The sequence below is a fragment of the Anaerovibrio sp. JC8 genome (assembly GCF_002100115.1).
In the GTDB taxonomy this organism is placed as follows: Bacteria; Bacillota; Negativicutes; order Selenomonadales; family Selenomonadaceae; genus Anaerovibrio.
The window spans coordinates 59054-73231 of sequence record NZ_ANBM01000006.1; the positions used below are offsets into that span (position 1 = coordinate 59054).

The following is a 14178-nucleotide window of genomic DNA, read 5'->3' on the forward strand; positions in this document are numbered from 1 at the left end:
TTCTATCATTCTTTTTTCTCCAAAGGAATTTTATAGATGACTTCGGTGCCTTCCCCCTGCTTGGAGTTAAGCTCCAGAAGTCCCCTGCCGGCATACAGGTTGGCAATGCGCTGGCGGACATTGGACAAGCCAATGCCACCTGTCTTTTCCTGCATAAGCTTTTCACATTCATTCTCTGTCATGCCAATGCCATTATCAGCCACCCGCACCACCAGCTTATTATTTTCAGCCTTTATGCTGATATCCAGCTGACAGTCCGCCGGCTTGGAAAACAGCCCATGGAGCAGGGCATTTTCCACTATAGGCTGCAGTGAAAAGGTGGGCAGCAGATAATAGTCTACCGCCGGGTCCACATCCAAATTCACCGATAAGCGGGAACCGAAACGGACCTTCAATATCTCAATGTACGCCGCCACGCTGGAGAATTCCTCCTCCACCGTCACCTTGTCCTCATGCTTGGCAAAGCTGAAATGCAGCATATCCGACAGCTCCTCCAGCAGCATCCGGGCCGTGTCCGGCGCCGTGCGGCAGAAGGACATAATGTTGGACAGGGTATTGAAAAGAAAATGAGGATTTATCTGGGCCCGCAAGGCCTTTAATTCCGCCCGTTCCGCCAGGGTCTGCTGCTGGTCCAGCTCATGAATGGCCAACTGGCGGGATAAGAGCTGAGCCAAATCCTTTACCAGCTGCACCTCAGATACTGACAGGCTGTTCTTATGGCTCCGATACAGCTTCAGGGTGCCCACAGCCTTGTCCTTGGGCATCAAGGGTGCCACCACACCGCATACCAGCGGACAATTTGGCTCCGGACATTGTGCCCCATCCTGAAACACCACAATTTCCCCTGTGGCAAGGGCTTCCGTGGTGGCCGGGGACAAAATATCATGCCCCGGCATGTGATGATCACTGCCTGCACCAATGAAGGCCAAAATCTTTTTGTCATCGGTTATGGAAACAGCATCCACCTTGGTCAGCCGATATATCAGCTCCACCACCCGTTGGGCGCTGTCATTGGACAGTCCCGTCCGCAGCCATTTCATGGTCTGCCCGGCTATGGTCAGTGCCAAATGGGCTGAACGGGCTCCACTCAGCTCGGACTGGAGCTGCATATCCTTTAAAATCATTACAAACAAGGTAGTGCCTACGATAGTCACCATAGTAGTAGGAACCGCCGCCGTCCGTTCAAAGGCCAGAGCCGCCTCAAAGGGCTTGGCAAAGGCCAGAGTCAAGCCCTTTTGAATAAGCTCCGCGGTTAGGGCCATGCCTGCCGCCATACACCAGTCCAAACGATGAAAGCCCACCTTTTGACGGAGCAGACCGGCCAGGATGCCTACCGTAAAGGTAGCCACCGCACAGGAGGAAGCCGTAAAGCCCCCCAGACTGTAACGATGCAGGGCACCAACCAGCCCCACACTGGCTCCCACCCAGGGACCGCCGATAATACCACCCATAAGGGTTCCCACTATACGGGTACTGGCCAAGGCCCCCTCAATACGGGTGCCGTAATATGATGAAATAATGGATAACAGGGAGAATACTGCCGTAAACACCGCCCAGGACTTCCACGTCACCGGCTCCATGGCCATGGTCATGGCCTTGCGGTTGCGGCCCAGCAGATAAGCTACTACCGTGGAAATGCACACATCTCCCAGCAAATCAAACAATAACTCCATGCTGTCACTTCCAATCCCTTGGGTGCTTCTATTTTATGCCCAAGACCTGTCGTACCTCTGGTATATGCTTGCGGCTGACCGGTATTTCCGTACCGGCTCCGTCCTTCATGCTCAATACATAAGAGCCATGAAACCACGGAATAACCTTGGCAATGGCCTCAGTGTTCACTATATATTGCCGATGTACCCGCAAAAACAGCTCCGGGTCCAGCAGCTCCTCCAATTCCGCCAGGGTCATGGACAGCTGAAAATCCCCCTCCCGTGTACGCAGGAATACCAGCTTTTCCTTGACATAGGCCAGCAAAATATCCCGCTGCTGAACTGGAATAAGGGCCTCACCCTTCTGCACACTAATAGGATGATAATGATGTATCTCTGCCGCCGTCACAGCCGGCGCCATTTGTTCATTCTTTTCCACCAATGAAAACAGGGACCGCACCTTTTTAAGAGCCTTTGTCAGCCTCGCCTGCCCCAGGGGCTTGGTAAGATAGGCCACAGCAGAGGTTTCAAAGGCCGGCAGGGCGTATTCCTCATAGGCTGTGACAAAAATAATCATAACATTTAATTTTAAGGTGCTCAGACACTCGGCAAATTCCAATCCGTTCATGCCCGGCATTTTTATATCCAAAAACAGGAGATCACAGGGATTTTGCTGCAGATAGGCCAAGGCCTGCTGGCTTTGCTGAAATGTAGCCACTACCTCCACATCGGGATGGGCCTCCAGCAAATACGCTATATCATCGCAAATAGGCTGCTCGTCGTCAACTATCACTGTACGTAGCATCTATCCTCACCCTTTCCTGTACAAAAAAACTACCTGTGCACCCACCTTCATTCTATCATTTGCCACAGTGCAATTCAATTAACTAAAGGGAGAAAGCCCAGCTTCCTCCCTTGGTTAAAGTTATCCTATATTATGCTTTCATTGCTGCTTCGGCAGCCTCCCAGCCAACCTGCAAAGCCTTCATATTTTGTTCCACAGTATGGGGTGGAACGCGGCTGGCCACAGATTCCTTTACAGTATCCAGCTTCACGGTGCCGGTAATATGTACCAGGGCCCCCAATGCCACAATATTGGCAAATAGGGTCTTGCCCACCTTCTCCACCGCCAGTCTGGTAATCGGTATTTTGACTATATGGGAAAATTTAGGCGGCTCCGGCACCAAATCCTCATCCAGCACCAATATACCATCGTCATGCAAATCCCCGTAATATTTCTCTGCTGCCTTTTGAGTCATAGCCAATACCACATCAGGCACATCCACATGCGGATGGAAAATTGGCTGGTCATCAACGATAACCTCAGACTTGGAAGCACCGCCACGGGCCTCTGGACCGTAGGACTGGGACTGTACAGCCTCCTTGCCCTCGGCAACAGCTGCCTCGGCGAAAATAATGGCGGCGGTAATTACACCCTGGCCACCGGACCCGGATAATCTAAGCTGCTTTCTCATTTATCAGCACCTCCTGCAATCTGAATAACCTCGTTGTATGCAGTTGCATAATCTGTTTCGCTTTCATTGTAGAAGAGGCCGATAGGGAATTTTTCCTCCGTCTTCTTGTCATCAGGCAGCTTGTCCCAGGCTGCCTTCATAACAGCGTTGTCACGCATCCACATCATCATCTTGGCCGGATCAGCCATCTTGTTCTTGCGTCCATAGGAAGTAGGACACTGGCATACAGCCTCCACGAAGGAGAAGCCCCTGTTGTCCAGACCTCCGACAATCATATCAGTAAGATGCTGAACATGGAAGGCTGTTGAGCGGGCTACATAAGTTGCACCAGCTGCCTCAGCCAAACGGCAGGCATCAAAGTTACGGTCAATGGCACCATAAGGGGCAGTAGTAGCCTTCTTATGGGTAGGCGTCATTGGCGAGGCCTGACCACCTGTCATGCCATAGATGCTGTTATTAAAGAGAACAACTGTCAAATCTACATTGCGGCGGCAGCCGTGAATGAAGTGATTGCCACCGATGGCGGTGCAGTCACCATCACCGGTGATAACAATAACATTCAGCTCAGGATTTGCCAGCTTGACACCAGTGGCAAACGGGATAGCACGGCCATGGGCGGTGTGAAGCGTATCAAAATCCATGTAGCCGGAGGCTCTTGAAGAGCAGCCGATACCGGATACGATTACGGTTTTATCCTGGTCCAGCCCCTTCTTTTCAATGGCCTGGACAACAGCCTTCATAACAATGCCGTTGCCACATCCCGGACACCAGAGGTGTGGCAGGCGATTCTGACGAAAATACTGTTCAAAAGATCTTTCCATTATGCCCTACCTCCTGCTACAAGCTCATCAATGCCCGCTTCAATTTCAGCCGGCTCAAATATAGTCATGTCATATTTAGCACAGAGCTCTACAGGGCACTTGCCAGCCACAACACGTTCAACCTCACCAACCAGCTGACCATAGTTCAGCTCAGCCACCAGAATCCCCTTTACCTTCTCAGCTACCTTTTTGATAGCCTTGTCAGCAAACGGCCAGATGGTAATGAGACGAACCATGCCAACCTTTATGCCCTTCTTGCGGGCGTTGGCAACAGCTTCATAAGCAGTACGGGCAGTACCACCAAAGGCAACAACGGCATATTCAGCATCATCCATGAAGTATTCCTCTACATGGGTGATTTCATCCCGTGCAATATCAATTTTCTCGTGAAGACGCTTGGTAACCTCACGGGTGATCTTAGGACTGCCAATCGGGAAGCCGGTGTCATCGTGGATAAGGCCAGTTACATGAATGTGATAGCCTTCGCCGAAGTTGGCGGTATTTGGCACCAGATCCTTGTCAGGGGTAAATGGCTCATAGCCCTCTGCACGGCTGCAGGATGGCTTGCGGCGTGGATAAATCTCTATGGCCGATGCTTCAGGAAGCTCCACCTTTTCCCGTAAGTGGCCGACGATTTCATCCATAAGTAGAATAACCGGAGTGCGGAAGCGTTCAGAATAATTAACCGCCATAACAGCATTATCGAACGCCTCCCGGACACTCCATGGAGAAAGGGCAATCATCGGATGGTCACCGTGGGTACCCCAGCGGGCCTGCATAACATCACCCTGGGAAGGGGCTGTAGGCTGACCGGTGGACGGACCCACACGCTGAACATTTACAATAACAACCGGAATTTCAGCGGCAGCAGCATAACCGATAAGCTCCTGCTTTAAGGAAATACCGGGACCGGAGGAAGCGGTAACCGACTTTTTGCCGGCCAGGGATGCTCCCAATACAACACCCATGCTGGCAATTTCATCCTCCATCTGTACAAACTTACCTCCAACAGTTGGCAGCAGCTTGGCCATACTTTCGGCAACCTCTGTGGAAGGTGTAATAGGATAACCACCAAAGAAACGGACACCAGCGGCCAATGCGCCCTCCACGCAGGCCTCATTACCTTGCATTAATCTTGCTTTACTCATGCCTTCACCTTCTTGTCTACAAAAATTGCATAATCCGGACAACGGAGCTCACACTGCCCGCAGGCGATACAAGCTTCTTCATGCAAAACGCGAATCTTCCCCAGCTCACTGACTGCCAAAACCTGCTTGGGGCATAATGTCGCGCAAATTCCGCAACCCTTGCAGCGCGCTTCCTTGATGGTAATATTGACGTTCATCTTCTCTCCTCCATTTGACACACATCTATCTTAGAAAATACCCAAAAACCGCCAATAGGTCTGTGAGAACAACAACAGCAGCAGGTAGCCGATAATGGTAATTGGCAAGCCTACCTTGATGCAATCCTTGGCCGTAAATGTCTCCGTAGCAAAGGCCAGAATACCCTGTGGCGAATTAACCGGCAAAATAAAGCCGAAGCTAACTACAAACTGCAATACCATGGTAATACCCACAATGTTCAGCAGAGGATTATCCAGGCCCTGCAGTACTGCAATCATTATTGGAATCATGGAAGAGGCTACAGCTGTGGCGCTGGCAAAGCCTATATGAACAACGATAAGGAACAGAGCCAAAATGGCAAATACCATAAATACACTCATACCGGCCAGACCAAAGCCCATGGAGAGCTGATTGGCCAACCAGGCAGCCGCCTGTGTGGACAGCAGGGCTGAACCCATGCTGATACCAATACCGAACAGTACCAAGGTACCCCAGGAAATCTTAGCCTGAGCTTCCTTCCAGCTCATGATGCCGATTCCCGGCATAAACATCAATGTAATTGCAATTACAGTAGATGTGGTAGTATCCAACGGATGGAGAATTTTTTCAGTTACCCAGAGAAACAGCAGACCGATGGAAATCAGCATCAGCTTCTTCTCAGAGGCCTTCATTGGACCCAATTCCTTCCGTGCTTCCTTAACTGTGGCATCCCCGCCAGCCACCTCGTTCATCTCCGGTGGCAAAATCTTCCAGCAAAGGAAATACAGAACTACGGACATAATAGCGGCATAAGGGGCCGCTGCGATAAACCACTCAGTCCAGGTGATGTTGGCTCCCAGCTGCTTGTCGATAAAGCCAAGAGCTACCATGTTCTGGGCCGCTGCGGTCTTGATACCAATATTCCAGATACTGGCCGCATGCACCGTTGCAATCATCAGCAGTGCGGCAAAGCGGCTGTTGCGCTCCATCTTAAAGGCGGCGATAATACCCAGGACAATCGGAACAATACAGCCTACACGGGCTGTGGTACTAGGAACAAAGAATGCCAATACAAAGCCTACGAAAATCATGCCTGCCAGAATTCTGTTTGTTTTTGCTCCTACCTTGGAGAGAACAAACAGGGCTATCCGCTTGTCCAATCCTGTGTGCATCATACCAGCGGCCAAAAACAGGGCCGCACCTACCAGAACCGTTCCGCTGGCACTAATTCCTGTAAAAGCTGTCTTAATCGCACCGGAAGTACCCACAAGAGTTGTCGGATCCTGTGGATTCGGGGACAGCCCCAGACACAGGATCATTAAAGTGGCGATAATCGTTGCACTGACTGGATACGACACCGTTTCTGTAATCCAGATAATAACCGCAAACACCAATATACCCAGCATACGATGCCCCGCAGTAGTCAGGTCTGCCGGGGTTGGCATCATAAATATTCCGGCCATTGCCAGGAAGCCCAGCAACAGACCATATTTTTTCAATAACGACGATACCGATACCGGATGAATTTCCATGTTTCTCATTTCATGCGATAATTCCATACATCACACCTCCTAAATATAATTTCAGTTTCCTTTCGTAAATCAGTGCACCTCTCTTATAGGTAGTATAAAATTACGGCATAGTATAAACGATAAAAATCCGCCCATTGGTCCAAATTCGCCCCCGAATGACAAAAAAGAGGCGCTGAATTTTCTTCAGCTGCCTCAATAAATGTACCTATATTATTTTGATAACTCATTAAACAGTAAAATGTTAATCCATAATCTTTGCAGGATAATTTTCAGAATCATGGAAAAGACCAACTACATCGCCCAGATCCTAATGCTCCAGATGAAATGGATTTCGAATTAAATAAACAATTTCCTGATGGAATGTTCAGATTTGAAAAACGGATACTATAAAAATTATTGGGACTTGCACCAGCAGGTCCCTTTATTACTTTTAGGGGTGATAGTCGAGGGCTGGGCAACGTTATTTTACAGAAATTAAAACCCCCGGCTCTGGTTAACCCAAAGCCGGGATGAGTGTGTTACAGAGGGCTCAGCTTACCTTATCAAGAATATTAATGATAGGAGATTCTGGAGATGTTACGACGTCTACGACATCAACCGCAACATCATCTACAACGTCCTCAACACCATCTACAACATCATCCACTACATCCACCACATCATCCCAGAAGCCACCGCCTGCTACTTTTTCCAGCTCATAACTGGTAAGTTCCATCTTCTTCAACATTTTCATTACCCCCTTCTGTAATTTAGTTGACTTTATCATCTTTGTCTATATATACGAGTGACAGCGTTTTCTATTACAAATATTTGAAGGAAAAATAAAAACAGGCCTCCAAAATCATTGGAAGCCTGCTCTCTTAAGCATCGCTTTTATTAATGGTGGTCCCCCAGATCCGCCTGAAGGCTACCAGCTCCATATTACCGACGCTTCAGTTTTAATGCTTTCGCAGTTGACTCTACATCGAGAGTGTGGAGTACATCACCCTTTGGACCGGTAAGATAGATTGTTTTCTCATAGTGGTTATAGTTGTGCTGCACCAGCTTTAACATTGCTTCTTCTGCGGTTTTTCCGGTATAAATCTCGTCCTTACCGGTGTTAAGGTTACGCATCTTGAAGGTAACGATTCCATTACGTACGGTCTTATCAATTCTTCCGTAGGTGTAGCCACCAGCCACGTTATCCAGCTCGTCATCGGCCATGAGCTTGTTTTCAACCAAACCAGTTACTACCATGTTTTCCATTTCGTCCATCCATCCGTTGAGCTTCTTTACAGCAGTCATTTTAATCTCCTCCTTTGAATTAGGTTGTTGTTTTTATTTCTTCTTGTCCTTTATATCCCTTACTTAATAAAAGTGTTATGAAATTTATTATATTTTTAAAAAAGTTTTTAATAACAGCCAGTGTTCAAAACAATTGGAGGTTTGTATGTCAAAGTAAAGCCCCGACTCTGGTGGTTACACCAAAGCCGGGGATATGGTTGGAAAAAGCTAAACAATTGCGTTATAATCATTTTGGGTGTTGTTTAGCGGTTTATTTGCCCTCTTTATAAGGGGGTGATGCCCATGGACGATAGTATTGTGGTACTACTACTGGTTCTGCTAATCGTGATGGAAACAAAAAATAACCGCTCCTAGTCCGGCAAGACCGAGCGGTTATCTTGTAGAAATATAACTTAATCGACGAGGGCAAGCCGCTAGGCGGCACCCTTTTCTTGTGTTTAGTATAGCACTTGTCTGCATTGTCAGCAAGTGCCTTATTTTTTGCTTTTTATTGCTTCGCAACCAACTGATGCTACTTTTTCATCAGCTCTATCATACTGTTAAATTTCTTGATTAGAGCCAAGAGAAGCTCACTTACTAAGTCTCTCATTTACGGCTGAGATACACCACTTCCCCGCCTCATTTTATCACAGGAGGGATGATTTTATTAAGTGGTACAAGACTTTATAAAAGTTTCATGTGTAAACTATTGATTTCTGAATAATTTATAAGTTATAATTAATTAACAAAGCTATTGCTTTTGTCTCATATTCCTTTCCATGTGGTGTGGTTTATTGTCCGCACCATACTCCTTTCTTGCGTGGGCTATTGTTTCCCATTTATTCAATAGCCCATACACACAATGGTTTAGGGCTGCACTTAGCAGCCCACATTTTTTGTCCAGACGTAAACCGGGATATCTTAAAACCTAAATCAATACAAACTCATACGACACTTACACTTTATTCCGGTTACTGGGGCTGCTGATGCGGCCCTTTTTATTTTGGGCATAATAATAGCCCTGATATATATTGATATCAAGGCTGAAACTGTTTAGTTGAACGACCATCCAAATTCAACGGGTCGTATTGGTTAAACTAATTAATGGTTTGAAGCAGGGGTATTTTTGGGGCCTAAAATCTTCTTTGTGGCCATGGAAATCCAGCTCTTGTGCCAGAATAAATGTAGCAATAGTCCAACAGCCATAAAATAACCACTGTAAATATGGATGTTTCGGTAAAATAGCCTTGCTTCTCTGCCACCAGAAATAAGGTGAAAATCAAGCATTAAACCGGTAACAATGCAAATTAAACCACTGATAAAAAGAAGCCAGGCAAGACCATAATTCTTTTTCATAATAGATAACCCCCTCGCTATATTTTGGATATATTATATGGCTTAAATCTAAATTGGAAATAAACAAATTATAAAATAAACCTGAATTATTCATAAAACAACATTCAAAACCAGCTAAGCCTCATCAAATATGAGTTTAGCTAAAATATTTCTTTCACTTAAGTTGAACGACCCGCCAAATTCAGCGGGTCGTATTGGAAAAAGAAAACATTGCTTGTAACCAATTTTGAAGAAACTAAAAGAGCTCCTAACGGTATGGATGCCTTCGTGCGTTCCATACCTACTGCTGACGGTACGACTTCTCCGTCAGAGCAGGAACCCTTTGTTGTTTAAGTTATATCATTCGTGGAACAAAAATAAAAGGAGTTGATGCAAATTGACTTGAACGGCCCTCCAACTATAGATGATTAAATCGACGGTAAAAGCTAATCAATTAAAAGATTTTCCTCGACTTCTATTTATGTGTCTGTTAAACTTGTATCAATAGGAGCAGTTCCTTTTTTGCAAAACCGACTTATGCTCGGTTTGGTTTGGAACTGTTCCTATTTTTTATTTGGGCGGGTAGTACGCCGGTGATGCGGCTGCTCTTTTTTATGCAGCTGCAGCTCCGGCTGGCGGGGGCGACGCAAGCGAAGCGAGCTAGTACCCGAAGGGTAGGTCGCGTAAGGGATAGCTTACCTGCCCATTGTTAATAACTTGTTTTCGTCAAGTGCTACTGTCCGCAAAGCCCCGGCTCTGGTGGTGAACCAAAACCGTGGATATGGTTGGGAAAAGCTAAACAATTGCGTTATAATCATTTTGGGTGTTGTTTAGCGGTTTATTTGCCCTCTGTATAAGGGGGTGATGCCCATGGCGGAGTTAATCATAGCATTGCTTTTGATTTTGCTTATTGTTATGGAAGAAAAGAAATAAACCGCCCTAGCCGGTCAAACTTAGGCGGTTTAATATAAAAGATTCAACTTACTGAGGGCAAGCCGCTAGGCGGCACCCTTTTCTTGTGTTTAGTATAGCACTTGTCTGTATTGTCAGCAAGTGCCTTATTTTTTGCTGTTTATTGCTTCTATACCAGCTACTGATACATTTTCATCAGCTCTATCATACTGTTAAATTTCTTGATTAGAGCCAAGAGAAGCTCACTTACTAAGTCTCTCATTTACGGCTGAAATACACCACTTCCCCGCTTCACTCTATCACAGAAGTACAGTTATATCAATTCATTATTGAAATGTCTATATTTAATCTCTCCAGCAACCACCGCGACGATGACGGCCTCCGTAACAGCCACCCTGTCCGTCATCTCCATAACATCCTTGTCCGTCCTGATAACAATACCCGTTTGGACAGCCGTAATATTCGCTGTTATAGCTATCAGCAGCAAAAACCTGTACGGAAGCTGTTGTTATTACAGCAATTATCATAAGAGCAATTATTTTTTTCATACTATATTCCTCCGTTATATAAGTCTGTGGAGTAATTATATCATGATGCAATAGCCCTTACCAACAAATTTTCTTACTAATTGGCCTATGCTGGCGGGGGCGACGCAAGCGAAGCGAAGCTAGTACCCGAAGGGTAGGTCCCGTAAGGGCACCCGTGAGGGATAGTAGCCTCGAATGGCTGGTCAGCTTTTGATAAGTGTGATTATCGGAATAACGCCCACACAGTTCATTAAATTGTATACTCTATTACTTAACACTGGTAGCGTACAGGTGAATAAGGCTTATTATGTCATCATACTTGTCATAACCCACTCTTAGAATTATGTTGCTCTGATTCGGTCTGAATATCAGGTATTTTACATAGGTCATCTTTTCATCAGAATCCTGTATTGGTTCAATTCCATATTTCTGCTCAAAATGCTTAATCAGACTTTTTACATTGCTGCCTACAGTAAAGCCAGCGGGCATGCGGATTCCATTATTTTCATTTGTTGTAATACTGGTAACGCATCCCTCTGTAAAGTTAATCAAAAAGGAATCATCATAAAACCATTCCTCCACAAATTCATCACGCGTCTTGGTTGGATCGCCACAAATATTTTTGACATCATCCCTGCTCATGCCCAAAGCTACTCCACCCAAGGCACATTCGTCGACAACAGAAGCCTGGCAGATGTTAAATGCAAAGCATACCAGCAGCATCATGAAGATACAGGATAATTTTTTCATTGATATTCACCCCTCGTTCAGAATAATCAATAATCTTTCTTTAATTATAACGCCATTGTTCAAATTTTTCTTCTTTAAGAAGAAAAATCTTCCAATTAGCGTTTCCCTAAAGGACTAACTCACTTCGTTCGTGTCGCAACGAGCTGGGAGATATGCTCGCCAGCTGTTGTAGTTTGTTTTCCCCCACCTAAAGAGGTGGGGGACATCTTAAAGCTCGTTATATTTTTCAATTAAAAATATGTCATTCTTTTTTTCAAAATCTCTAAACGCTTTTGGCTGTTACCCTATGAAGGCAAATCCTTTTTCTCTGTTTCTTTTAACCATAACTAAAATGAATTATAAAATAACTAAAATAAATGATATAATAGATCCATAAGATATATGGGGAGAGGGGGAACTCGTATATGTCTGGAAAAAATACAATTGCGGCTTTTTTCGGTGGGCTCTTTTCGGGGAAGATTATGAGTCACATCCCAGATGAAAGCCCTAGCTCCGCCGATGGGCGGGACCATGATTTATCACATCAGTTTAATCAGGAAATCGAGCGATACCAGCTGGAAGTACAACGGTTCAATGCTATCCAGCAGCACCATAGGGAAATTCAGGACAAGCAGGATAAAATCATGGCCGATGTGAATTATTAATGAAAACCTTCACTATAAAACACTCCTTTTATTATGGACTATTGTCAATTCCTTCCCAGTAGTCCCAATGTATTACGGGCTGCCTCTGGCAGCCCGCTTTTCTTTTTTAGTAGTTAGCTGGGATGAAAGGGCACTCTCCCAGTTTCCCAATGAATTGCGTCAAGTACTCAACAGTAGAAGGTTACCTTATTTAAGATGCTTACCGGCAGCTTTGGCAATATCAGAAACAGCTCCCGGCCATTTTCCTTCAGCCACTTTGTGTGCAGTTTAAAATGCTGATCGAAACGTCCCACCAGCCGCCAAAATCTTATGGAGTGGTTCATTTCCTGCAAATGGGCGAGCTCATGAATTACCAGATAATCAATAACATCGTCAGGCGCCATCATGATACGCCAGTTAAGATTAATATTCTTAAGGCTGGAACAACTTCCCCAGCGTGACTCCTGGTCCTTGATAATTATTTTATTATATCTGACTCCCATTTGTTCCGCCCAAAATGCCGCCCGCTGCGGCAGATATTCCTTGGCCCTGTTGCGGTACCAACGTACCAGGGGCACCTGTACCGGAACCTTCGGATGGGGTGTATAGAAATTTACAGTCAGGCTGTCTCCCCTGATTTGTACCGTAGGCTTATCCAGAGTGCTCGTTATTTTCAACTTATATGCTTTCCCCCGAAAGGGCATGTCGTAGCCCTCCGGCAGTGTTGCTCTTGCTTTTATCATATTAACCTCAATAACATAAATTGCTTATACAGACTGCATCATTATTAGGTTACCAATGCGACAGGCTTTCCGCAAGAACTTTATGGATGCAGTTAAGACCATATAGCATTATTTACGATAAAAAGGTAACAGGATTTGTTTCCAGCAACCTATGAAGGGAATGACACGCTATGGCCATGGTAGTAAAAAATAATATGTCGGCAATTAATACTTTGAATGTTCTAAATAAGAACAGCAAGGACTTTGCCAAGCAGCTTCAACAGGTGTCTTCTGGAATGAAGATAAATAGTGCCGCAGATGATGCGTCTTCTTATGCCATCAGTGAGCGGATGCGGGTGCAGATACGGAGTCTTGATGCGACCCTTACCAACACCCAGAACGGTTCCAGCATGATGAAGGTGGCAGAGGGTGCCGTGTCTTCCACAGTGGATGCCCTCAGGACCTTCAAGGCCAAGGCTATTGACGCGGCCAATGATACCAATACTGACAGCGATCGGGCTATAATCCAGAAGGAATTGGACCAGCTCATGAATCAGATAGACGATAATGCGTTGGTGACCTTTAACGGCAAATATCTGATAAATGGTTCCTTGGGAGGCAATATCGTGGCGGACCAGCAGGATGCCATTGTTTCCTTTATGAGTTTCCTGGACAGCAACAAATTTGTTTCTTCCACGGATTCTCTTGATGAAGCCATAAGGTTTGCCTCCAGTGGTATGTTTAAGGATGAGGCGTCCCTAATTAACAGCTGTGTAAACGATGTTAAGAAATATGGCCTTCTGGAGGCCTGCGGCATTGATTTAAATAACGATGATACGGGCTCTATCACTGGCTTAGATGCCGGGGGTGAGAAGACGAAAACAGCTGTTACTGTGGTTCCAGAGGAAAAGACTGCCTTTGGCGGAAACCCAACTGGCAGCTCCTATATTCGTGGGTTGCAGGTCAACTGGCCGGATACTGCTGGTGATGCAATGAAGCAGGCCATCGCCGCGGCCTTGGATAATGAATGGCTTACCAACTGTATGCAGCTGGTGGATGAATCCTTTGCCATTAATTTCTGGGAAAACGGCACATCAGTAAAATCCATTAATGTACAATTTAGGAGTGCCGCTGATAACGTATTGGCTGATGTGGTACAGCACTATGACGGTGAGGGTGTAACAACAGGTCTTGATCTGAGAATAAATATGAATTATTATAATAATCTTGACCTGACGGAT

At 45.8% G+C, this 14178-nt stretch carries 14 protein-coding genes and 1 pseudogene; 2 read left to right on the forward strand and 13 right to left on the reverse strand.

The genetic code is table 11. The annotated features are described in order from the left end of the window. Positions 1-5 precede the first annotated feature (5 nt). The 12 genes from D081_RS07315 to D081_RS07370 all read right to left on the reverse strand — a co-directional run bounded on the left by D081_RS07315 (position 6) and on the right by D081_RS07370 (position 11592). A complete protein-coding gene (locus tag D081_RS07315; protein WP_085023537.1) occupies positions 6-1673 on the reverse strand; it encodes a LytS/YhcK type 5TM receptor domain-containing protein in 1668 nt (555 codons plus the stop codon). Between the two features lie 28 nt (positions 1674-1701). Next, positions 1702-2457, reverse strand: coding sequence for a LytTR family DNA-binding domain-containing protein (locus tag D081_RS07320; RefSeq protein ID WP_085023538.1), 756 nt, complete (start codon positions 2455-2457; stop codon positions 1702-1704). Positions 2458-2587: 130 nt separating this feature from the next. After that, positions 2588-3127, reverse strand: coding sequence for a 2-oxoacid:acceptor oxidoreductase family protein (locus tag D081_RS07325; RefSeq protein ID WP_085023539.1), 540 nt, complete (start codon positions 3125-3127; stop codon positions 2588-2590). Continuing rightward, positions 3124-3948, reverse strand: a complete 825-nt coding sequence (locus tag D081_RS07330) for a 2-oxoacid:ferredoxin oxidoreductase subunit beta (protein ID WP_085023540.1) — start codon at positions 3946-3948, stop codon at positions 3124-3126. Before D081_RS07330 ends, D081_RS07325 begins: the two co-directional genes overlap by 4 nt. Then, positions 3948-5096, reverse strand: coding sequence for a 2-oxoacid:acceptor oxidoreductase subunit alpha (locus tag D081_RS07335; RefSeq protein WP_085023541.1), 1149 nt, complete (start codon positions 5094-5096; stop codon positions 3948-3950). Before D081_RS07335 ends, D081_RS07330 begins: the two co-directional genes overlap by 1 nt. Continuing rightward, positions 5093-5293 (reverse strand): 4Fe-4S binding protein, encoded by a 201-nt coding sequence (locus tag D081_RS07340; protein WP_085023542.1) that lies wholly within the window; start codon positions 5291-5293, stop codon positions 5093-5095. Before D081_RS07340 ends, D081_RS07335 begins: the two co-directional genes overlap by 4 nt. 30 nt (positions 5294-5323) lie before the next feature. Then, positions 5324-6832 (reverse strand): DASS family sodium-coupled anion symporter, encoded by a 1509-nt coding sequence (locus D081_RS07345; protein ID WP_085023543.1) that lies wholly within the window; start codon positions 6830-6832, stop codon positions 5324-5326. Positions 6833-7334: 502 nt separating this feature from the next. Next, on the reverse strand, positions 7335-7571 hold the full coding sequence (locus D081_RS07350) for a hypothetical protein (RefSeq protein ID WP_143272154.1): 237 nt from the start codon (positions 7569-7571) through the stop codon (positions 7335-7337). Between the two features lie 155 nt (positions 7572-7726). Beyond that, positions 7727-8089 (reverse strand): hypothetical protein, encoded by a 363-nt coding sequence (locus D081_RS07355; RefSeq protein ID WP_085023545.1) that lies wholly within the window; start codon positions 8087-8089, stop codon positions 7727-7729. A gap of 1080 nt (positions 8090-9169) precedes the next feature. Then, positions 9170-9424, reverse strand: coding sequence for a DUF4405 domain-containing protein (locus D081_RS07360; protein WP_085023546.1), 255 nt, complete (start codon positions 9422-9424; stop codon positions 9170-9172). A gap of 1235 nt (positions 9425-10659) precedes the next feature. Next, positions 10660-10863 carry a hypothetical protein gene (locus D081_RS07365; RefSeq protein ID WP_085023547.1) on the reverse strand — a complete coding sequence of 68 codons (204 nt, stop codon included), beginning with the start codon at positions 10861-10863 and terminating at the stop codon, positions 10660-10662. Between the two features lie 246 nt (positions 10864-11109). Then, positions 11110-11592: a hypothetical protein gene (locus D081_RS07370; RefSeq protein WP_085023548.1), complete on the reverse strand. Its 483-nt coding sequence runs from the start codon at positions 11590-11592 to the stop codon at positions 11110-11112. A gap of 404 nt (positions 11593-11996) precedes the next feature. Between D081_RS07370 and D081_RS07375 the strand changes: the two genes are divergently transcribed. Next, entirely contained in the window at positions 11997-12236 is a 240-nt protein-coding gene (locus D081_RS07375) for a hypothetical protein (RefSeq protein WP_085023549.1), read from the forward strand. Between the two features lie 167 nt (positions 12237-12403). On the opposite strand, the gene D081_RS07380 is transcribed toward D081_RS07375, so the two are convergent. Next, complete coding sequence (locus tag D081_RS07380; RefSeq protein WP_085023550.1) at positions 12404-12958, reverse strand: M48 family metallopeptidase; 555 nt, start codon at positions 12956-12958, stop codon at positions 12404-12406. A gap of 170 nt (positions 12959-13128) precedes the next feature. On the opposite strand from D081_RS07380, the pseudogene D081_RS07385 reads away from it, so the two are divergent. Then, positions 13129-13548 (forward strand): annotated as a pseudogene (locus tag D081_RS07385) (flagellin); the annotation flags it as partial. Positions 13549-14178: the final 630 nt, after the last annotated feature.